Source organism: Acrocarpospora phusangensis (assembly GCF_016862995.1).
Classification (GTDB): Bacteria; Actinomycetota; Actinomycetes; order Streptosporangiales; family Streptosporangiaceae; genus Acrocarpospora; species Acrocarpospora phusangensis.
The window spans coordinates 17,585-36,006 of sequence record NZ_BOOA01000045.1 but is presented as its reverse complement, the minus strand read 5'-3'; the positions used below and the strand labels follow the sequence as shown (position 1 = coordinate 36,006).

The window sequence follows — 18,422 nt, the reverse complement described above, 5'->3', positions numbered from 1 at the left end:
AAAGGGCAAACGTGCCGTCTAGAGCAATGCTCTGTCGATCGTTAGAGTAAGTAAGCACTGATTGGAGCGAATATGGATCTTGCCGAATACCGGTCCGCCGCACGGGCCTGGCTGGCGGAGAACCTGCCCGCCTCCGACCCGAAGACCTTCATGGCCGCTCTCCACGACGCCGGGTACTCGGGGATCACCTGGCCGGCGGAGTGGGGCGGCCAAGGGCTGACCCAGGCCGAGGAGCGGGCGTTCGCGGCGGTGGCCCGGGACTTCTCGCTGCCGACGTACGTGTTCTCGATCGGGCTGGGCATGTGCGGGCCGACCCTGCTGGACCGGGGCACTCCCGCGCAGAAGGAGCGGTACGTCCGCAGGCTGCTCCGGGGCGAGGAGATCTGGTGCCAGCTGTTCTCCGAGCCGGGCGCCGGGTCCGACGTGGCCGGGCTCCAGGCGAAGGCCGAGCGGGTGGAGGGCGGCTGGCTGGTCAACGGGCAGAAGGTGTGGACGAGTGTGGCCCAGCACGCCGACCTCGGGCTGCTGCTCACCCGGACGAACGTGGACGTGCCCAAGCACAAGGGGCTGACCATGTTCGTGGTGGACATGCACGCCCCCGGCGTGACCGTACGGCCCCTGCGGGACATGACCGGCCGGTCCAACTTCAACGAGATCTTCTTCGACGACGTGCACATCCCGGACGAGAACCGGATCGGCGACGTCGACGACGGGTGGAGCGTCGCGGTCACCACGCTGCTGCACGAGCGGCTGTCCATCTCCAGCGGGGTGGGGATGAGCGGCCAGCGCGACGACCCGTCCTCCTTCGAGGCGCTCAGCGCGTCCGTGGACACCGGCGACCCGGTCGTCCGCGACCAGCTGGTCGAGCTGTACGTGCGCTCCCGCGCGCTCGCCCTGTTCAACCAGCGGCTGGCCCAGGAGACCAAGGCGGGCATCTTCCCCGGCGCGCGGGGGAGCGCGGCCAAGCTGCTGCTGGCCGAGCTCACCTCCTTCGGCGCCGACCTGGGCGTCTCGCTGGCCGGCCCGGAAGCGGTCGCCGACGGGCACCCGCTGGGCGCCGCGCTCGCGCTGGCCCCCGCCCTGTCGCTGGGCGGCGGCACCAACGAGATCATGCGCAACATCATCGGCGACCGGGTGCTCAACCTGCCGCCGGAGCCGCGGGTGGACAAGAACGTGCCGTTCAAGGACCTGAAGGTGAACTCGTGAACCTCCTCCTCACCGGCGAGCAGCGCGAGCTCCGGGCCGCGGTGCGCTCCTTCCTGACCACGGTGAACCCCCGCGACGGGTACGCCCCGAGCGGCTACGAACGACTCAACGGCGAACTCGGCCTCGGCGGCCTGATCGTCCCCGAGGAGTACGGCGGCTCCGGCGCGGGCCACCGCGACCTGGCCGTGGTCCTGGAGGAGACGGGCGCCGCCCTGCTGCCCGGCCCCTTCCTGGCCACCGTCTTCGCGGCCATCGTCCTCGGCGAACTGGGCGCCAAGGAGCAGCTGGCCGCCATCGCCGCGGGCACCCCGGCCACCGTCGGCCCGCTCTGGGGCGGCGGCGTCACCGAGTCCGGCGGCGCGCTCACCGGCGAGGCGCTGTTCGTCAACGGCGCGGAGGCCGAACTGGTCCTCGTCCGCACCCCGCAGGGCGTCTTCGCCTGCCGGGGCACGGCCAGTCCGGTCGAGACCCTGGACATCACCAGGTCACAGGCCCGCATCCGGTTCGACGGGGAACCCGCGCTCGCCCTCGGCGAGCTGCCGGCGCGCGCCTCGGACCTGATCGCGGTGGCGCTGGCCGCCGAACAGCTGGGCGTGCTCCGCGCCGCACTGGCCGCGATCGTCGAGTACGCCAAGGTCCGGGTGGCCTTCGGCCGGCAGATCGGCTCATACCAGGGGGTCAAGCACAAGCTGGCCGACCTGCACTGCGCGCTGGAGCAGGCCGAGTCGATCGTCAGGTACGCCGCCTGGACCGCCGACGAGGACCCGGAGGAGCTGCCCAAGGCCGCCGCGCTCGCCCAGGCGTACGTCGGGAGGGCCTGCTTCCAGGCCGCGAAGGAGAGCCTGCTGCTGCACGGCGGCATTGGTTTCACCTGGGAACACGACGCGCATCTCTACTACAAGCGCGCGAAGAGCGACGAAGTCCTCCTCGGACCGCCGCGCATCCACCGTGCGAAGCTGGCCGACCTTCTGGAGCTGTGATGTTCGACTACACCGCGACGCCCAGCTTCTACGCGATCGCGCGGGCCCACCCGGACCGCCGCGCGGTCGTGGACACGGACGGCTCGGAGATCTCGTACGGCGACCTGCTGGCCCGGGTCAACGCGGTCTCGCACGGCCTGCGCGGCCGGGGGCTGACGACCGGCGACGTGGTCGCGGGCGTGCTCCCGAACGGCGCCGACGCGGTGGTCATGCTCCTGGCCACCGGCCAGACCGGGCTCTACTACGTCCCGATCAACTGGCACCTGACCGCCCCGGAGATCGACTACATCCTCTCCGACTGCGACGCCTCGGTCGTCGTGTACGACTCCGCCGACGTCGCCGCCCTCGCCGCCGGGCAGCCCGCGGACGACCCCGGCGACCGGACCAACGGCGCGGTCATGTGGTACACCTCCGGCACCACCGGCTTCCCCAAGGGCGTGCAGCGCCCGCTGGCGGGCAAGACGCCGGAGGAGATCATGCCGCTCTACGCCTGGTTCGTCGGCGAGGTCTGCGACCTGAAGCCGGGCGACGCGGTGCACCTGGTCACCTCGCCCATGTACCACTCCGCGCCCTGCGCCCACGCGATCTTCGCGCTGAACATGGGCCACACGCTGGTCATCGCGCCCCGGTTCGAGCCGGTCACCATCCTGGAGCTGATCGACCGGTACCGCGTCGACAACGCCATGATGGTCCCGACCATGTTCCACCGCATGCTCCAGCTCCCCGCCGAAGACCGGAAAAATCACGATCTGTCGAGCTTGCAGCAGGTGATCCACACGGGCGCGGCCTGCCCGATCGCGGTCAAGAAGGCGATCATGGACTGGTGGGGTCCCGTGCTGTACGAGTACTACGGCTCCACCGAATCCGCCATCGCCTTCGCCGTCAAACCCGCCGAATGGCTGGCCAGACCCGGCACGGTCGGCCGCCCCGCGCCCCTCTTCGAGGCCCGCGTCCTGGACGAGAACGGCGTGGAGGTCCCCCGCGGCGAACCCGGCCTGGTCTACATCAGGTCCGCCATGAGCACCTTCAGCTACCGCAAGGACCCCGCCAAGACCGCCGCCAGCATGCGCGACGACTGGTACGCCCCCGGCGACATCGCCTCGATGGACGAGGACGGTTACCTGTTCCTCCACGACCGCAGGACCGACCTGATCGTCTCCGGCGGCGTCAACATCTACCCCGCCGAGATCGAGGCCGCCCTGCTGGAGCACCCGGCGGTCGGCGACGTGGCCGTCATCGGCGTGCCCGACGAGGAGTGGGGCCACCGCGTGGTCGCCCTCGTCCAGCCCTCCGCCGACGTCACGCCGGACGAACTGCTCGAACACCTGCGCCCCCGCCTGGCCCGCTTCAAGCACCCGCGAGTCATCGAATTCCGCGACGAACTGCCCAGAACGCCGACCGGCAAGCTCTCCCGCTCCAAGGTCAGAGCCGAGTACCTGGCCGAGCCGGGCGAATGACGCGGAGGCCGGCCTAGCTGGGGAGCCACTCGACGGAGGTCGTGATGGCGTCCAGGACGTGCCCGAGCGGCTCCACGCCGATGCCGGGCCCGGCCGGCACGTCCAGGTGCCCGTCGCGCAGCTCGAACGGCGGCGTGATGTCCGTCGCGTAGTACCGCCGGGAGGCCGAGGTGTCGCCCGGCAGGGTGAAGCCGGGCAGCGCGGCCAGCGCCACGTTGGCCGCGCGGCCGATGCCGGTCTCCAGCATGCCGCCGCACCACACCGCGACGCCGTGCGCCCGGCACAGGTCGTGGATGCGGCGCGCCTCCAGGTAGCCGCCCACCCGCCCCGGCTTGATGTTCACGATCGAGCACGCGCCCAGCGAGATCGCGGCGGCGGCGTCCGCGGCCGACTCGATCGACTCGTCCAGGCAGATCGGCGTGGCCAGCCGCCCGGCCAGCGCGGCGTGCTGCACCAGGTCGTCCTCGGCCAGCGGCTGCTCGATCAGCAGCAGCCCGTACGCGTCCAGCTTGGCCAGGTGGGGCGCGTCCAGCAGGGAGTAGGCGGCGTTCGCGTCCACCTGGAGCGGGATGTCGCCGAACCGCTCCCGGACCGCGCGGACCGGCTCCAGGTCCCAGCCCGGCTCGATCTTCAGCTTGATCCGCCGGTAGCCCTCGGCCAGGTAGCCGTCCACCGCGCCGAGCAGCTCGGGGATGGAGTCCATGATGCCGACCGAGACGCCGCAGGGCACCCGGTCCGCGGCCGCGCCGAGGAACGCCCCGAACGACTCCCCGGCGGCCCTGAGCTGGGCGTCCAGCACGGCCGTCTCCAGCGCGGCCTTGGCCATCCGGTGGCCTTTGAAGGGCTCCAGGATCCGGCCCACCGCGTACGCGTCCACGTGCGGGCGGGCGGTCAGCGCGGGGACCATGAAACGGCGCATGACGTCGGCGGCGCCGTCCGCGTACTCCGACGAGTAGAGCGGCTCGGCCATGGCCACGCACTCGGCCCAGCCCTCCGCCTCCGGTGTGACCACGCGGACCAGCAGCACCTCGCGGGTGTGCTCGGTCCCGAACGAGGTGCGGAACGGCGCCACCAGCGGCATCGCGATCCGCCGCAGCTCCACTCCGGTGATCTTCATTGCCGCTCCACCACGTAGCCCCCGCGCGCGAACCCGGTCACGGTCGCGCCCTCGTCCATCATGCCGCCCAGCACCTCCCGGACCGCCAGCCGCCACGCCCTCGCCGCGCCGGGATCGGCCCGCCGGACGGCTTCGATGTCCTCCGGCAATTCCACCAGCACCACCCGCCCGCCCGCGACCCGGGCCACCGGCTTGCCGTACTCCGCCAGCAGCCCCGGCTCCGCCTCCGCCGCCCTTCCCGGCTGGTACGGCCGCCCCGACGCCGCCGTCACCGCCTCCGGCGAGGTCAGCCGCCACACCGCGAGCAGCCGGTCCGACTCGTCCCCCGCGTTCACCTCGTCGGCCATCACCCCGTAGAACTCCCGCAGGTACGCCTCCGGCCGCGCGCCCAGTTTGGCCAGGTTGAAGTGTGCGTTGCGCCGTACCAGCGGGTCGAAGGTCCAGGTCACCCGGTCCAGGCCGCGGGCCAGGGCCCAGGCGCGCTGGTGCAGTTTGAGCGCGTGGCCGGCGCCCTTCCTGACCGCGCCGGTGACGTGCGAGTGCAGCACCTCGCCGACGGGAGCGGCCAGGAATCCCACCGACGCCCCGACCAGTTCCTCCCCGTCGTACGCCCCGGCCACGTAGTTGCCCGCGTGCGAGAGGGCGCGCATCATCTCCACGCTCACGGGCGCGTTGAGCGGCTCGGGATGCCAGATGTCGTCGAACAGGCGGAACGCCTGCTCGAATTCGGGGATCTCGTGGAGTTCGCGCAGCTCGACGCCCGCCTTCCCGGCGGCGGCCGCCTCCGGTCTCATCTGGCCAGCACCGACTCGACCAGGGCCGTGAGCAGGCGCACCCGGTCGGGCATGCGGTCCACCAGGACGTGCTCGTCGGCCGCGTGCGCGCCGCCGCCGACCGCGCCCAGGCCGTCCAGCGTGGGGCAGCCCACCCCGGCGGTGAAGTTGCCGTCCGAAGCGCCGCCGACCGAGACGCCGGTCAGCGGCGGCAGGCCGAGCTCGGCGGACAGACGCACGGCCTCCCGGAACAGGCCGATGGAGGACTCCTCGTCGAACGGGGGCCGGTTCGGGCCGCCCAGGAGCTCCAGGCGGGCGCCGGGAGTCTTCGGGGTGAGCGCGCGCATGAGCTCGTCCACCCGGGTCTGGGACGCCAGATCGGGAACCCGCACGTCCACGGCCACCCTCGCCAGGGCCGGGATGGTGTTGGTGCTGGTCCCGGCCGAGGCCAGGGTGGGCGTCACGGACAGCAGCCCGGCCTGGGAGGACGACTCGACCGCGCTGGCGATCCGGGTGATGGCCAGGATCTGGTGGGCCAGCTCCACCCCGGCGTTGACCCCCTTCTCGGGCTCCAGGCCGGCGTGGGCGGCCCGGCCGTGCACGAGCAGCTCATACCGGGAGATGCCCTTGCGGGCGATCTTGATGGCGCCGTTCTCGCCGCCCGCCTCGGTGACGAACGTGGCGGCCAGGCCGCGGGCCATGTCCTCGATGAGCGGCCGCGAGGTGGGGGAGCCCAGCTCCTCGTCCCCCACGATCAGCACGGCGACACCCTCCCGGGACCGCAGCGCGGCCACGGCGTGGAAGATCTGGACCAGGCCGGCCTTCATGTCGAACACGCCCGGCCCGCGGGCGACGCCGTGGGTCACGCTCCACGGGATCTGGTGGATCGTGCCCGTCGGCCAGACCGTGTCGTGGTGACCCAGCAGCAGCACCCTGGGCTCGCCGAACACCCAGCGCAGGTGCGGGACACCGTCGACGACCACGGTCTCCGGCTCGGCGCCCAGCGACCGGCGGCCGACCGCCGCGACCGTACGCGCGCTGCGGGCCAGCGCCTCGTGATCACTGGAGAACGACTCACAGCAGACCAGCTCGGCCAGATCGGCCAGGAACGGGGACAGCTCGGCCGTATGGGCGGCCACGGCGCCGCCCAGGGACTGGCCGTCCGCCAGCGGGCCGCGCGCCGGATCGGCGTTCACCGGCCCACGCCCAGCTCGGCCCGGAACAGCCGGTGCAGGTTGCCGCCGACGATCTTGCGGATCTCCTCGTCGGCGAAGCCGTGCTTGCTGAGGGCCTCGGTGACCAGCGGCAGGCCGAGCGGGCCGTCCAGGTCGGGGATGGCGGCGATCACGTCCAGGCCGCTGACGGAGCCGGTCTCGCAGCACGGCGGGGTCAGGTCGGTCATGACCTCGCGGATGAAGTCCGGGCCCAGGCCGACGTGGTCGATCCCGGCCACGCCGACGACGTGCTCGATGTGGTCCACCAGGTGGTCGACGGTGGCGGCGCGCGGGTCCTCCGTCAGGAACGCGGCCAGGAAGTTCACGCAGACGACCCCGCCGGTGGCGGCGACGCCGCGGAGCTGGTCGTCGGTGAGGTTGCGGTGGTGGTCGCGCAGGGCGCGGGCGGAGGAGTGGGTGGCCAGGACCGGGCGGGTGGCCAGCTCCAGCACGTGCCCGACGCCGGAGGCGCCCAGGTGGGAGACGTCGAAGAGGATGCCGAGCCGCTCCAGGGCGCGCAGGGCCTCCACGCCGCGGGCGGTCAGGCGGGATCCGGTCGCGTCCTCGCCGCTGCCGTCGGCGAGCGGGGTGCGCCCCCAGTGCGCGATCGACGCCACGCGTACGCCCAGCCGGTGCAGGGTCGGGATCAGCTCCACGCTGTCGTCGATGCCGGGCATGCTCTCCAGCGCCAGCACCAGCGCGATCCTGCCGTCGGCCAGCGCCTGGTCGATCTGGGGTCCGTCCAGGCAGAGCCGTACGGTGCCGGGGTTGCCCTCGGCGATGGCGTGGGCGCACTCGATCATGCGCAGGGTCTGCCGGAGCGAGCCCTCCGGGCGGTACTGCGAGTCGATGAAGACCGGCAGGACCTGGATGTCCACGCCGCCGCCGGTCAGCTGGGGCAGCCAGCGTACGCGGAAGAAGGACGCCCACGTCTCCGGCGGACGGGCCGACACGGCCATCAGCAAGTCGTTGTGCGCGTCCGCGACGACGGCGTCGCGATGCAGGTCAGCGGCCACCCTCACTCCTTCACCGGGGTCGTGTACCGGACGTTACCCCGCCGGAGTGAATCGGTAGGCCTCCGGGTTGGGTCTGCGGGTGACGCGCCGGTACACGGACATGGGTCGCGGCCAGTTGTTGGTCACCCGGCCGGACGCTGTTTTGTACCAGCTGGCACACCCGGCCTGCCAGACCGTCCGGTCCATGGCCTCCGCCAGCGCCCGCCGCCAGCGGTCCATCGCCTCCGGCCGTACCTCCATCGGGCCGTGCTCCTCGATCAGGCCGAGGCAGCCCATGATGTAGCGGGTCTGGCATTCGAGCATGAAGACGATGGAGCTGTGGCCCACGTTGGTGTTGGGACCGTACAGGAGGAAGAGGTTGGGGAAACGCGGCACGGCGATGCCCAGGTACGCCTCCGCGCCCTCCTTCCAGGTCTGCTGGAGGTCGTCGCCGTCGCGGCCGGTGACGCGCATGGGCATCAGGAACTCGGTGGCCTGGAAGCCGGTCGCGTAGACGATCGTGTCGGCGGGGCGCTCCCGGCCGTCCTCGGTGCGGACGCCCGCCTCGGTGAGGCCCGCGATGGGCGTGGTGATCACGGAGACGTCCGGCCTGGCCAGCGCCGGATAGAAGTGGTTGTCGAGCACGATGCGCTTGCAGCCGACCGGGTAGTCCGGGGTGAGCACGGCCCGCAGGTCCGGATCGCGGATCTGGGCGTGGAGGTGGCCGAGGGCGCGCTGGCGGAGCAGTCTGGTGCTCCAGCCGCCGGCGAGGGCGGGGAAGACGGCCCGCTCCGAGTACTGGAAGAGCCAGGCGCGGTACGCCCACTGGAGTGGCGGCACGAAGCGGAACGCGGCCTTGAGCAGCGGGCCGAACTCGGCGTCGGGTTTGGGGACCACCCAGTTGGGCGTGCGCAGGTAGACGTCCACGTGGGCGGCGCGCTCGGCGACCTTGGGGATGAGCTGGGCCGCCGAGGAGCCGTTGCCGATGACGGCGACCCGCCGGCCGGTCAGATCGTGGTCCTCCCAGCGCGCCGAGTGGAAGCTCCGCCCGGCGAAATCTCCGGATATTTCGGGGATTTGGGGGCGGTTGAGTTGGCCGACGGCGGCGACCACCACGTCGAAGATCTCGCCGTCCGGGTTGGCGGCGGTGTCCACCCGCCAGGCGCCGTCCTCGTAGGTGAGGGCGGTGACCTCGGTGTTGAGGCGGAGGTGGGGGCGCAGGCCGTACCGGTCGGCGCAGTGGTCGAGGTAGGCCAGGATCTCGGGCTGGGCCGGGTAGCGGCGGGACCAGTCGGAGTACCTGGCGAAGGAGAAGGAGTAGAGGTGCGAGGGCACGTCGCAGCCCGCGCCCGGATAGGTGTTGTCGTGCCAGGTTCCGCCGACGCCGCCGGACTTCTCGAAGATCGTGTAGTCCCGGATGCCCGCCTGCTCCAGCCGGATGGCCATGCACAATCCGCCGAAACCGGCACCGATGATCGCGACCCGCATCCCGCCCTCCTCGTGTCAGGACTCACTTACGTTAGACCTTGGAGCCCCGTACACCAAGGGACCGGTACCCTCCCAACGTGAACGAGACGACCTTGGCCGGAGTGATCGACGCGCTGGAGGGGTCCTACGATCCGGCGTGGGCCGAACCCTGGGACGCCGTCGGCCTGGTCTGCGGGGATCCCGAGCAGCCCGTCCGCAGGATCGTGTTCGCGGTGGACCCGGTGGCCGCGGTGGTGGACGAGGCGCTCGACTGGGGCGCCGACCTGATCGTCACCCACCACCCGCTCTACCTGAAGGGCACCACCTCGGTGGCCGCCACCACCGCCAAGGGCAGGATCGTGCACCGCCTGATCCGCGCCGGCGTCGCCCTCTACACCGCCCACACCAACGCCGACGTCGCCGACCCCGGCGTCTCCGACGCGCTCGCCCGCGCGGTCGGCCTCTACCCGCCGTACCGGCCGCTCAGCCCGGGAGTCGTCCCCGGGCTCGGCCTGGGCCGCGTCGGCGTGCTGCCCGTCTCCATGACGCTGGCCAAGTTCGCCGCCCTCGCCGCCCAGGGCCTGCCCCGCACCGCGGGCGGCCTGCGCGTCGCCGGCGACCTGGACCGGCTGGTCAAGACGGTCGCCGTCAGCGGCGGCTCCGGCGACTCCCTGCTCGGTACGGCTCGCGCCGCCGGCGTGGACGTCTTCCTCACCGCCGACCTGCGCCACCATCCCGCCAGCGAGTACGTGGAGTCGGGCGGCCCCGCCCTCATCGACGCCGCCCACTGGGCCACCGAGTGGCCGTGGCTGGCCGAGGCGGCGGAGCGGCTGACGTCCGGCCTGGCGGCCAAGGGTATTAGTGTTGAGGCGCGCGTATCCGACACGGTCACGGACGCCTGGACCACAACAGCACAGCGAGGATTGGGATGAAGGCTGCACCGGAAGCACAGAAGCGTCTCCTCGACCTGGCTGAGCGCGACGCGGCCCTCGACCGGCTCCGGCACCGCCGCCGCACGCTCCCCGAGCTGGCCGGCATCGAGGAGCAGTCCAAGCAGCTCGCCCAGGTCTCCACCCAGATCATCGCCGCCGAGACCGAGGCCGCCGATCTCGGCAGGGAGCAGGCCAAGGCCGAGTCCGACGTGGACGCGGTCCGGCAGCGGGCCGAGCGCGACCGCAAGCGGCTCGACTCCGGCCAGGTGTCCTCGCCCAAGGACCTGGCCAGCCTCCAGTCCGAGATCACCTCGCTCCAGCGGCGCCAGGGCGACCTGGAGGAGGTCGTCCTGGAGATCATGGAACGCCGGGAGGCCGCCGACACCAAGGTCGGCGACCTGCGCGCCGAACGCGACGAGCTCACCGGGACCCTCTCGGCCGCCGAGGCCCGCCGCGACGAGTCCTTCGCCGAGATCGACAAGGACGCGGGCCAGGTCCGCGACCAGCGCGCCGCCGTGGCCGCCGAGATCCCCGGCGACCTGCTCGGCCTGTACGAGAAGCTGCGCGAGTCCTCCGGCGTCGGCGCCGCCATGCTGCAGGGCGGGCGCTGCCTGGGCTGCCGTACCACGCTCTCCATCGCCGACCTCAACCAGATCAGGGCGACCGCCGCCGACGAGGTCGTCCGCTGCGAGGAATGCCGCCGCATCCTCGTCCGCACCCCCGAGTCTGGACTGTGACCGCCGACTACATCTGCGAAGCCGACGGAGGTTCCCGTGGCAACCCCGGCCCGGCCGGGTACGGCGCGGTCGTCCGCGACCCCTCCGGCGACGTGCTCGCCGAGGCCGCCGCCTCCATCGGTATCGCGACCAACAACGTCGCCGAGTACCGGGGGCTCATCGCCGCCCTCCAGGCCGTGCTCGACCTCGGCGGAGAGGGCCGCGCGGTCGAGGCCCGGATGGACTCCAAGCTGGTCATCGAGCAGATGGCGGGCCGCTGGAAGATCAAGAACGAAGGGCTGCGGCCGCTCGCGCTCGAAGCGCAGGGGCTGGCGCGGCGGCTCCGGGTGACCTGGAAATGGATTCCGCGCGAGCGCAACAGCCACGCCGACCGGCTCGCCAACGAGGCGATGGACGCCGCCGCCCGCGGCGAGAACTGGCAGTCGACCACGCTCGCGGCGTCCTCGGACCGCACGACCACGGCGACGATCAGCCATTCGACCTCGTTTTCGACGTCTGAGCAGGCCCCTCCGTTCGCTCCGCGCGTGCCGGATTCGGCCCCGTCCGGGTCCCGCGCCGACCAGGCCCCGCCGGACCGGCCCGAGTCAGGGGCAGGCCGGACGGCTGAGGCCGAGTCCGGTGACGGGTGGGTCGGAGACGCCAGTCGGCCCTCCGCGCGCGGCGGTCTCGGCTGGGGGCGGGCGTCGCGGGTGGCGACGTCGGTGCTGCTGCTGCGGCACGGGCAGACGCCTTTGTCGATCGAGAAGCGGTTCTCCGGGGTCGGGGATCCCGAGCTCACCCCCACCGGGATGGCGCAGGCTGAGGCGGCGGCGGGGCGGTTGGCGCGGGAGCCGTACCGGATCGACGCGATCGTCAGCTCGCCGCTGACCCGCGCACGCCAGACGGCCGAAGCCGTCGGAGCCCGGGTGGGGCTCCCGGTCCGCGTGGACAAAGGCCTCCGAGAGGCCGATTTCGGGGCGTGGGAAGGTCACACCTTCGCCGAGATCCAGGAACGGTGGCCCGGCGAACTCGCCGCCTGGCTGGCCGACCCCTCCGTGCCCCCGCCCGGCGGCGAGAGCTTCACCGACGCGGGCCGCCGGGTAGAACGCGCCCGCGACCGCATCCTCACCGACCACCAGGGCGAAACCGTCCTCCTGGTGTCCCACGTGACCCCGATCAAACTACTCGTCCGGTACGCGCTGAACGCCCCGCCCGAGTCGCTCTACCGGATGCACCTCGATCTCGCCTGCTTGTCGATCATCGACTACTACGAGGACGGGCCGTCCGTTCTGCGCGCCTTCAACGACACAGCCCACCTGAGCTGATCTTCCGGGCTTGCCCGCGTGCCGGGCATGCCCGGCGATCAGTGAGAGGGCTCGAAGACGTCGAGCTGATCGCCGTGGAACTGGTCGCCGTCGAGCGGCATCCGGAGATCCACCACCATGCCGGCGCCCCGCGGCAGGATGGCCCCCGCGGCCTTGAACAGGGCGAGCATGCGGTGGTTCGTCGAGTACACGCTGGCCGTCAGCTCGTGGATCCGGCGACCCGGCGCGATGTTCAGCAGATGCCGCAGCAGGATCCGGCCGAGCCCCCGCCCCTGCCAGTCGTCCTCGATCAGAAAGGCGAGCTCGGCCTCTCCGGCGGCGACGTCCATCAGGTTGCTCATCGCCACCACCCGGTCGCCCCCGGCCAGGTGCGTCACGAAGGTCACCCCCTTCGCCGGATTCGTGAACAGCGCGATCACCCGGTCGCTCAACCGCGGCATCGGCCCGAAGTACCGCGACCGCAGACTCTCCGGCGAGCACCGCGCGTGCATCTCCCGGACCGCCTCCGCGTCACCCGCCGTCATCGGCCGCGTGACCAGCTCCACCCCGCCGACCAGGTTCCGCAGAACCCGCGAGGGCCCCTGCGTCCCCCGTCTCGGCCTCGGCCCCCTCGGCGGACGCCCATCCCCCGGATGCTTGTTCATCATGGTTCCCCCAGATTCGCTCGGTATTACCCCTCGTTGTAGCGCCCCGCTCGGGCCGTTGTCTGTGACATTGGACCGGGACCCACTTGCTGCTTGGTTGGCGCTGACTTGAGACGCCACTAGGCTTGATCCCACGGCGGACGAGCCGGCCGGACGGCCGCGTCGGGGTTTCGCACCCCGCCGAGGAAGGTCCGGGCTCCACAGGGCAGGGTGGTCGGTAACACCGACCCGGGGCGACCCGCGGGACAGTGCCACAGAAAACAGACCGCCCCCGCACGGGGGTAAGGGTGAAACGGTGGTGTAAGAGACCACCAGCGCCCACGGCGACGTGGGCGGCTAGGTAAACCCCACCTGGAGCAAGGTCAAGAAGGAATGCCCCCGGGCATTCCGCGCGCGACATTCGAGGGCTGCCCGCCCGACGCCGCGCGGGTAGACCGCTTGAGACCACGAGCAATCGTGGCCCTAGATGGATGGCCGTCAGGTGTCAACCTACAAAACCCGGCCTACAGGCCGACTCGTCCGCCTTTACAGCTCTGATCTGGCTGTTCAGAGAATCTGTGATCCATGAGCCAGCGCCGAGTCAGCACGGGACGAATGCCTGGGCGGCATGCTCGGCGCAGGCGGACGGCTGGTTCCCCCGCGTACGCGCTGACCGTCCGGGCACAGCGAGATTGCCGGCGTAGCAGCGCTTTGCCGGCCCAGCGTGGTGAAAAGGTGGGGTGTTCTCCGCTAAGGTCCGGGCCATGGATGGGACTGACGATCTTCTTCGACGGATTGAGGCGACTCCGGAGTTGGCCGATCTGCTGACGTGGCCTGGTGACTTTGATGTGGCGCGGCGTGATCCTGTTGAGGAATTGATTCTGCCCAACCAATTGGCGTTGACGCCGATCGCCGGTGATGGCAGTGGTGGTACGTACTTTCTGTGTGGAGCGCCCGGGACTGCGCGGCCGGTTTTGTATGCCGACTCGGAGGGGCAGGCCACGTTGATGGCCGCCGACCTTGTGGAAGCGGTCACTTTGATCGCGGCCTATCCGTACTGGCGTGACCTGTTGCATGGGCATTCAGCGGAGGAGTTGGAGGAGGAGATGTGTGACGATCATCCTGACTATTCGGCCGCTCGGGGGGAGCTCATCGGTTTGCTTGGTGTCACTCCGCCGACCGTAGAGGAGGCGGTCACGCGTCTGCGTGCGTCAGCATCCCGTACTGTTCCCGACTTTCTGCCCATTGCTCGTCATGACGAGGGCGAATGCGTCTACGAGCTGCTGTGATCTCCTAGAGGTTGGCCGGCGTTCCTCAGTGGGTGTTACGGGGTCTCACGTGGCCGTGTCTCGTTACGTAGTCACATACGTGGTGATCCCCGATGTCCTCCGTACGTCGTGGCAGGCACGGTATGTGGGACGGAAACAACCCACGAGGAGGCGTCGTGCAGAGTTCGGCTGCTGGTTCGTTCGTTCTGTCGCCGAAGAGTGGCAGGGCCATCTGGTCCCATGGTGTGCTGATGCACTTCAAGGCCGTGGGGGAGGGCGTCGGGGGGCGGTTCTGGCTGGCGGAGGTTTCGGCGGCCAAGGGGTCGGGGCCGCCTATGCATGTTCATTCGAATGAGGATGAGCTGTGGTACGTGCTCGGTGGGGAGGTCAGCTTCTTCATCGGCGACGATGTGGCCACGGTGGGGCCGGGTTCGGTCGTGTGTGGTCCGCGCGATGTTCCGCACACCTACAAGGTGGAGTCGCCGACCGCGCGCCTCTTCGGGTTGGCCACTCCGGCCGGCTTCGAGCATTTTTTCCGGGAATCCAGTCGGCCCGCCGAGACGCTGACCGTTCCGCCGCAGATGAGTTCGCCGGACATGGCGTCGGTCGACGCGGAACTGGGCCGGTTGGGTACGCGGATCGTCGGTCCGCTTCCTGCCGGGGCTCCGCGTGGGGCAGGCAGGCTGGAGGCGCGAATCGAGGCGCTTCTCCGGCGGGGCTGTACGCAGACGCCGACGTATTGAGCTTTCGGCGGGGGCAGCACTTGGGGCCGGGGTTGGCTGCGGTGGATTGATTCGCTGAGTGATCCCGTCACGAGCGGACCATCCGAAGGGCGGTCAGCCGCTTCCGAAGCCGGTTACGAGCCAGCGGTCGTTCACGTACCGGACCTGGAAGCCGGTGGCGAAGTGGCCGTCGGGGTGTGAGCCCTCGTTGACGGCGCAGAGGTCCATGGTGACCATCATCCGCTGGCACTTCTCGCCGGCCGGGCAGTCGGTGGTCGCGTAGGGTTCGTCGATGCTGAGGCCGCTGGCCGAGATCCAGTCCTGGAACGGGAGGATTAAATTGTCGAAGTCCGTTTCCGGGACCGAGAGGGCGCGTACGGCCTTCTCGTCCTTGCCGAGCATCGCCTCGATGTAGGCGTTCACCACCTCCCGAGGCCCGGCCGAGGCGGGCGGCACCGGCACCTCGCGCTTGACGACCCCGGCGAACAAGCACCTGGGAACCAGGATGTGGGCGAGCAGCGCGAAACCGGCGAAGACGGTGCACAGGGTCACGACCGCGTACAGGGCGATTCGTGCGCGTGCCCGGATGGGGCGTTCGGTCATCGCTCGAGATCTCCTCGCGAAGGCTGCGAAACGATCTTAAATGACCAGAACGCTGGTAGGCGGGCACTTAGGGAGCCTCCGGGAGGCACACACGCGCGTCCCGAGGTGTGTTGGGTTGACACATAGGAGTCATTTAGGTGCACGCATAACGTTGCGGAACCCCCCACTGTGAGGAGTTCCCCATGTCCACCGCCTCACCCGGCCGGATCAAGAAGGTCATCGCGGCCAGCCTGATCGGCACCACGATCGAGTGGTACGACTTCTTCCTTTACGGCTCCGCCGCCGCCCTGGTCTTCAACAAACTGTTCTTCCCCACGGAGGACGAGCTCACCGGCACCCTCCTCGCGTTCCTCACGTACGCGATCGGCTTCGTCGCCCGGCCCCTCGGCGGCCTGGTGTTCGGCCACTACGGCGACCGGCTGGGCCGCAAGCGCCTGCTGGTCATCAGCCTGGTCATGATGGGCGGCGCCACCTTCCTGATCGGCCTGCTGCCGTCGTACGCGACGCTGGGCGCGGCCGCGCCGCTGCTGCTCACGGCGTTGCGCCTGGTGCAGGGTTTCGCGCTGGGCGGGGAGTGGGGCGGCGCGGTGCTGCTGGTCTCCGAGCACGGGGATCCGCGCCACCGCGGGTTCTGGGCCTCGTGGCCGCAGGCGGGCGCTCCGGGCGGAAACCTGCTGGCCACGGGCGTGCTCGCGCTGCTGGCCGCGGTGCAGCCGGAGGACGACTTCCTCGCCTGGGGCTGGCGGATCGCGTTCCTGCTCTCCGGCGCCCTCGTCCTGATCGGCTTGTGGGTACGGCTCAGCGTGGCCGAATCGCCGCTCTTCCAGCAGGCGGTCGCCAACCAGGAGTCCGCGCCGAAGGCCCCGATCGTCGACGTGTTCCGCCACCACTGGCGGGACGTGCTGGTCGCCATCGGCGCCCGTCTCGCGGAGAACATCTCCTACTACGTGATCACCGCGTTCGTCCTGGTGTACGGGACCACCACGGTCGGACTGCCACGCGGCACGGTACTCAACGCGGTGCTCATCGGGTCGGCCGTGCACTTCGTCACGATCCCGCTGTGGGGCGCGCTCTCGGACCGGCTCGGCCGCCGGCCGGTGTACCTGCTCGGCGCGGCCGGAGTCGGCATCTGGGCGTTCGTCTTCTTCCCGCTGATCGACACCACCTCGTTCGCCCTCACCACGCTGGCGGTGACCGTCGGCCTGGTCTTCCACGGCGCCATGTACGGCCCGCAGGCCGCGTTCTTCTCCGAACTGTTCGGCACCCGGATGCGCTACTCCGGCGTGTCCATCGGCTACCAGCTGGCCTCGATCGTGGCGGGCGCGCTCGCTCCGATCATCGCGGTCGCCCTGCTCGGCGCGTACGGCACCAGCCTGCCGATCTCCCTCTACGTGGCGGCCTCCGCGCTGCTGACCCTGGTGGCGGTGTTCGCCGCCAAGGAGACCCGGGAGCGGGACCTGGCCTCGGTCGCCCCGACGTCCAGCACCACCGAAGCCGCCGTGCCCGTCGCCAAGGAGGCGTGATGAAGACGCGTATCTTAACCGCGGCCGCCCTGGTCGCCACGGCCGTGGTGGCCGCGCCGGTTCCGGCCGTGGCCGCGTCCCGCTGCCCCTCGGTGACCGTACCGGGCGCGGAACGGCAGGTGGTCGCCTGCCTGGACGATCTCACCACCAAGGGCACCTTCGTCACCGGCCACACCGACCAGAGCGACTGGTCCGGCCTCAACTCGGCGGGGGCGGTCAACCCGTCCGGCGTGCCGGGGATGCAGATCGACGGCTACTTCCCGGACACCTCGACGGGCAACACCAACCACGGCTGGAACCACGACAGCCAGTTCGTCGTACGGCTGCCGAAGCAGTGGAACGGCGGCTTGGTCGTGGCCGGATCGCCCGGCAACCGGGAGACGTACGCCAACGACTTCACGATCTCCGACTGGGCGCTGGCCCGCGGCTACGCGTACGCGGCGACCGACAAGGGCAACACCGGCGTGACCTTCTACCGCGACGGGACCCGTCCCGGTGACGCGGTCGCCGAGTGGAACCACCGGGTCAGCCAGCTCGCGACCGCCGCCAAGTCGGTCGTCCGCCAGCGGTACGGCAAGCCCGCCCGCACCACGATCGCCGCCGGCCAGTCCAACGGCGGCTACCTGGTCCGCTGGCAGCTGGAGAACCGCCCCGACCTGTTCGACGGCGGCGTCGACTGGGAGGGTGTGCTCTGGACGGCGACCGGGCCCAACCTGCTGACGTTCCTGCCGCCGGCGCTGCGCGCGTACCCGGCGGGGGACACCGCGGGGATGGCCGCGGCGGGCTTCACCGCTGAGACGTCCTTCCTGTGGCCGTTCCATCACAGTTTCTACTGGGACCTCACCCAGCGCCTCTACCGCGAGGAGTTCGACCCCGGTTTCGACGGCGACCTGGAGGCCGGCACTCCGTTCTGCGCCTCCGGCACCCCCGCCTGCGACACCGACTACGACTTCGGCTCCCGCCCCGCCGCCGTACGGCAGGCCGTGGCCCGGGTCGGTCTCACCGGCAAGATCAAACGCCCGTTGATCACGGTGCACGGCACCCTGGACACCCTGCTGCCGATCGGCGTGGTCTCCGACGCGTACGCCGAGATGATCAGTGACCGGCACCGGGACCGCCTGTTCCGCTACTACCGGTTCGAAGGCGGCAACCACGTCGACGGCCTCTACGCGAGCTTCCCCGACCGCATCCGCCCGCTGCTGCCCTGCTTCCGCAGCGCGTTCGCCGCGCTGGAGTCGTGGCTGGGCAAGGGCACGCCGCCGCCGAGCGCGACGCTGCCGCGTCCGGCGACGGGCGACCTGGAGAACACCTGCGCGTTGACGGCCTGACCGGCGCGCAGCACGGGCTCGGCGTGGATTCCGCGCCGAGCCCGTCTGCTTGTTCCGGGTATTGCGCTCTAAATGGCTTTTGAGCTGCACGTACGGACATTTCATGATTCATGGGCTGAATTTCCGGCGGAATTCTTGTGAGCTGCCGCTTGAAGTCCGTCTGCCGCGTGGGC

17 protein-coding genes and 1 other RNA gene are annotated in these 18,422 nt (G+C 70.8%); 11 read left to right on the top strand and 7 right to left on the bottom strand.

Annotation, left to right across the window (positions count from 1 at the left end; genetic code table 11):
- The first annotated feature begins 72 nt into the window (after positions 1–72).
- From Aph01nite_RS25250 to Aph01nite_RS25240, 3 genes are read left to right on the top strand one after another with little or no spacing between them, the layout of a single operon-like run.
- A complete protein-coding gene (locus Aph01nite_RS25250) occupies positions 73–1,206 on the top strand; it encodes an acyl-CoA dehydrogenase family protein (RefSeq protein ID WP_204043463.1) in 1,134 nt (377 codons plus the stop codon).
- Positions 1,203–2,186, top strand: a complete 984-nt coding sequence (locus Aph01nite_RS25245) for an acyl-CoA dehydrogenase family protein (protein WP_204043462.1) — start codon at positions 1,203–1,205, stop codon at positions 2,184–2,186. Before Aph01nite_RS25250 ends, Aph01nite_RS25245 begins: the two co-directional genes overlap by 4 nt.
- Complete coding sequence (locus Aph01nite_RS25240; protein WP_204043461.1) at positions 2,186–3,643, top strand: AMP-binding protein; 1,458 nt, start codon at positions 2,186–2,188, stop codon at positions 3,641–3,643. The genes Aph01nite_RS25245 and Aph01nite_RS25240 overlap by 1 nt, the downstream gene beginning before the upstream one ends.
- Before the next feature lie 13 nt (positions 3,644–3,656).
- On the opposite strand, the gene menC is transcribed toward Aph01nite_RS25240, so the two are convergent.
- Genes menC through Aph01nite_RS25215 form a run of 5 tightly spaced genes read right to left on the bottom strand, consistent with a single transcriptional unit; the run spans position 3,657 to position 9,230 of the window.
- Complete coding sequence (gene menC / locus Aph01nite_RS25235) at positions 3,657–4,760, bottom strand: o-succinylbenzoate synthase (protein ID WP_204043460.1); 1,104 nt, start codon at positions 4,758–4,760, stop codon at positions 3,657–3,659.
- Positions 4,757–5,554, bottom strand: a complete 798-nt coding sequence (locus Aph01nite_RS25230; RefSeq protein WP_204043459.1) for a GNAT family N-acetyltransferase — start codon at positions 5,552–5,554, stop codon at positions 4,757–4,759. The genes menC and Aph01nite_RS25230 overlap by 4 nt, the downstream gene beginning before the upstream one ends.
- Positions 5,551–6,729: a M20/M25/M40 family metallo-hydrolase gene (locus Aph01nite_RS25225; RefSeq protein WP_239161958.1), complete on the bottom strand. Its 1,179-nt coding sequence runs from the start codon at positions 6,727–6,729 to the stop codon at positions 5,551–5,553. The genes Aph01nite_RS25230 and Aph01nite_RS25225 overlap by 4 nt, the downstream gene beginning before the upstream one ends.
- Positions 6,726–7,763, bottom strand: coding sequence for a dipeptidase (locus tag Aph01nite_RS25220; protein WP_204043458.1), 1,038 nt, complete (start codon positions 7,761–7,763; stop codon positions 6,726–6,728). The genes Aph01nite_RS25225 and Aph01nite_RS25220 overlap by 4 nt, the downstream gene beginning before the upstream one ends.
- 33 nt (positions 7,764–7,796) lie before the next feature.
- Positions 7,797–9,230 (bottom strand): flavin-containing monooxygenase, encoded by a 1,434-nt coding sequence (locus tag Aph01nite_RS25215; RefSeq protein ID WP_204043457.1) that lies wholly within the window; start codon positions 9,228–9,230, stop codon positions 7,797–7,799.
- A 77-nt stretch (positions 9,231–9,307) separates the two neighbouring features.
- Between Aph01nite_RS25215 and Aph01nite_RS25210 the strand changes: the two genes are divergently transcribed.
- From Aph01nite_RS25210 to Aph01nite_RS25200, 3 genes are read left to right on the top strand one after another with little or no spacing between them, the layout of a single operon-like run.
- Complete coding sequence (locus tag Aph01nite_RS25210) at positions 9,308–10,141, top strand: Nif3-like dinuclear metal center hexameric protein (RefSeq protein WP_239161957.1); 834 nt, start codon at positions 9,308–9,310, stop codon at positions 10,139–10,141.
- On the top strand, positions 10,138–10,878 hold the full coding sequence (locus tag Aph01nite_RS25205) for a zinc ribbon domain-containing protein (protein WP_204043456.1): 741 nt from the start codon (positions 10,138–10,140) through the stop codon (positions 10,876–10,878). Before Aph01nite_RS25210 ends, Aph01nite_RS25205 begins: the two co-directional genes overlap by 4 nt.
- Complete coding sequence (locus Aph01nite_RS25200) at positions 10,875–12,182, top strand: bifunctional RNase H/acid phosphatase (RefSeq protein WP_239161956.1); 1,308 nt, start codon at positions 10,875–10,877, stop codon at positions 12,180–12,182. The genes Aph01nite_RS25205 and Aph01nite_RS25200 overlap by 4 nt, the downstream gene beginning before the upstream one ends.
- Positions 12,183–12,220: 38 nt before the next feature.
- On the opposite strand, the gene Aph01nite_RS25195 is transcribed toward Aph01nite_RS25200, so the two are convergent.
- On the bottom strand, positions 12,221–12,727 hold the full coding sequence (locus Aph01nite_RS25195; RefSeq protein ID WP_204043454.1) for a GNAT family N-acetyltransferase: 507 nt from the start codon (positions 12,725–12,727) through the stop codon (positions 12,221–12,223).
- Between the two features lie 240 nt (positions 12,728–12,967).
- Between Aph01nite_RS25195 and rnpB the strand changes: the two genes are divergently transcribed.
- From rnpB to Aph01nite_RS25180, 3 genes are all read left to right on the top strand, one after another.
- Positions 12,968–13,348: RNase P RNA component class A (rnpB, locus tag Aph01nite_RS25190), an RNA gene on the top strand.
- A gap of 221 nt (positions 13,349–13,569) precedes the next feature.
- A complete protein-coding gene (locus Aph01nite_RS25185) occupies positions 13,570–14,094 on the top strand; it encodes a hypothetical protein (protein WP_204043453.1) in 525 nt (174 codons plus the stop codon).
- Between the two features lie 230 nt (positions 14,095–14,324).
- The gene (locus tag Aph01nite_RS25180) at positions 14,325–14,816 is read left to right on the top strand and encodes a cupin domain-containing protein (RefSeq protein ID WP_204043452.1); all 492 of its coding nucleotides are present in this window, start codon (positions 14,325–14,327) and stop codon (positions 14,814–14,816) included.
- A gap of 93 nt (positions 14,817–14,909) precedes the next feature.
- Here Aph01nite_RS25180 and Aph01nite_RS25175 read toward each other — a convergent pair whose 3' ends face one another.
- Positions 14,910–15,398: a hypothetical protein gene (locus Aph01nite_RS25175; RefSeq protein ID WP_204043451.1), complete on the bottom strand. Its 489-nt coding sequence runs from the start codon at positions 15,396–15,398 to the stop codon at positions 14,910–14,912.
- A gap of 182 nt (positions 15,399–15,580) precedes the next feature.
- On the opposite strand from Aph01nite_RS25175, the gene Aph01nite_RS25170 reads away from it, so the two are divergent.
- Together Aph01nite_RS25170 and Aph01nite_RS25165 are read left to right on the top strand one after the other, a co-directional pair.
- Positions 15,581–16,921, top strand: coding sequence for an MFS transporter (locus tag Aph01nite_RS25170; protein WP_204043450.1), 1,341 nt, complete (start codon positions 15,581–15,583; stop codon positions 16,919–16,921).
- The gene (locus Aph01nite_RS25165) at positions 16,921–18,249 is read left to right on the top strand and encodes a 3-hydroxybutyrate oligomer hydrolase family protein (RefSeq protein WP_204043449.1); all 1,329 of its coding nucleotides are present in this window, start codon (positions 16,921–16,923) and stop codon (positions 18,247–18,249) included. The genes Aph01nite_RS25170 and Aph01nite_RS25165 overlap by 1 nt, the downstream gene beginning before the upstream one ends.
- Positions 18,250–18,422 lie beyond the last annotated feature (173 nt).

Bases quoted from the DNA above. Each gene is read 5' to 3' on its own strand.
- Aph01nite_RS25250 (WP_204043463.1), top strand. From the start codon at position 73: ATGGATCTTGCCGAATACCGGTCCGCCGCACGGGCCTGGCTGGCGGAG.
- Aph01nite_RS25240 (WP_204043461.1), top strand. From the start codon at position 2,186: ATGTTCGACTACACCGCGACGCCCAGCTTCTACGCGATCGCGCGGGCC.
- menC (WP_204043460.1), bottom strand. From the start codon at position 4,760: ATGAAGATCACCGGAGTGGAGCTGCGGCGGATCGCGATGCCGCTGGTG.
- Aph01nite_RS25230 (WP_204043459.1), bottom strand. From the start codon at position 5,554: ATGAGACCGGAGGCGGCCGCCGCCGGGAAGGCGGGCGTCGAGCTGCGC.
- Aph01nite_RS25215 (WP_204043457.1), bottom strand. From the start codon at position 9,230: ATGCGGGTCGCGATCATCGGTGCCGGTTTCGGCGGATTGTGCATGGCC.
- Aph01nite_RS25205 (WP_204043456.1), top strand. From the start codon at position 10,138: ATGAAGGCTGCACCGGAAGCACAGAAGCGTCTCCTCGACCTGGCTGAG.
- Aph01nite_RS25185 (WP_204043453.1), top strand. From the start codon at position 13,570: ATGGATGGGACTGACGATCTTCTTCGACGGATTGAGGCGACTCCGGAG.
- Aph01nite_RS25180 (WP_204043452.1), top strand. From the start codon at position 14,325: ATGCACTTCAAGGCCGTGGGGGAGGGCGTCGGGGGGCGGTTCTGGCTG.
- Aph01nite_RS25175 (WP_204043451.1), bottom strand. From the start codon at position 15,398: ATGACCGAACGCCCCATCCGGGCACGCGCACGAATCGCCCTGTACGCG.
- Aph01nite_RS25170 (WP_204043450.1), top strand. From the start codon at position 15,581: ATGTCCACCGCCTCACCCGGCCGGATCAAGAAGGTCATCGCGGCCAGC.
- Aph01nite_RS25165 (WP_204043449.1), top strand. From the start codon at position 16,921: ATGAAGACGCGTATCTTAACCGCGGCCGCCCTGGTCGCCACGGCCGTG.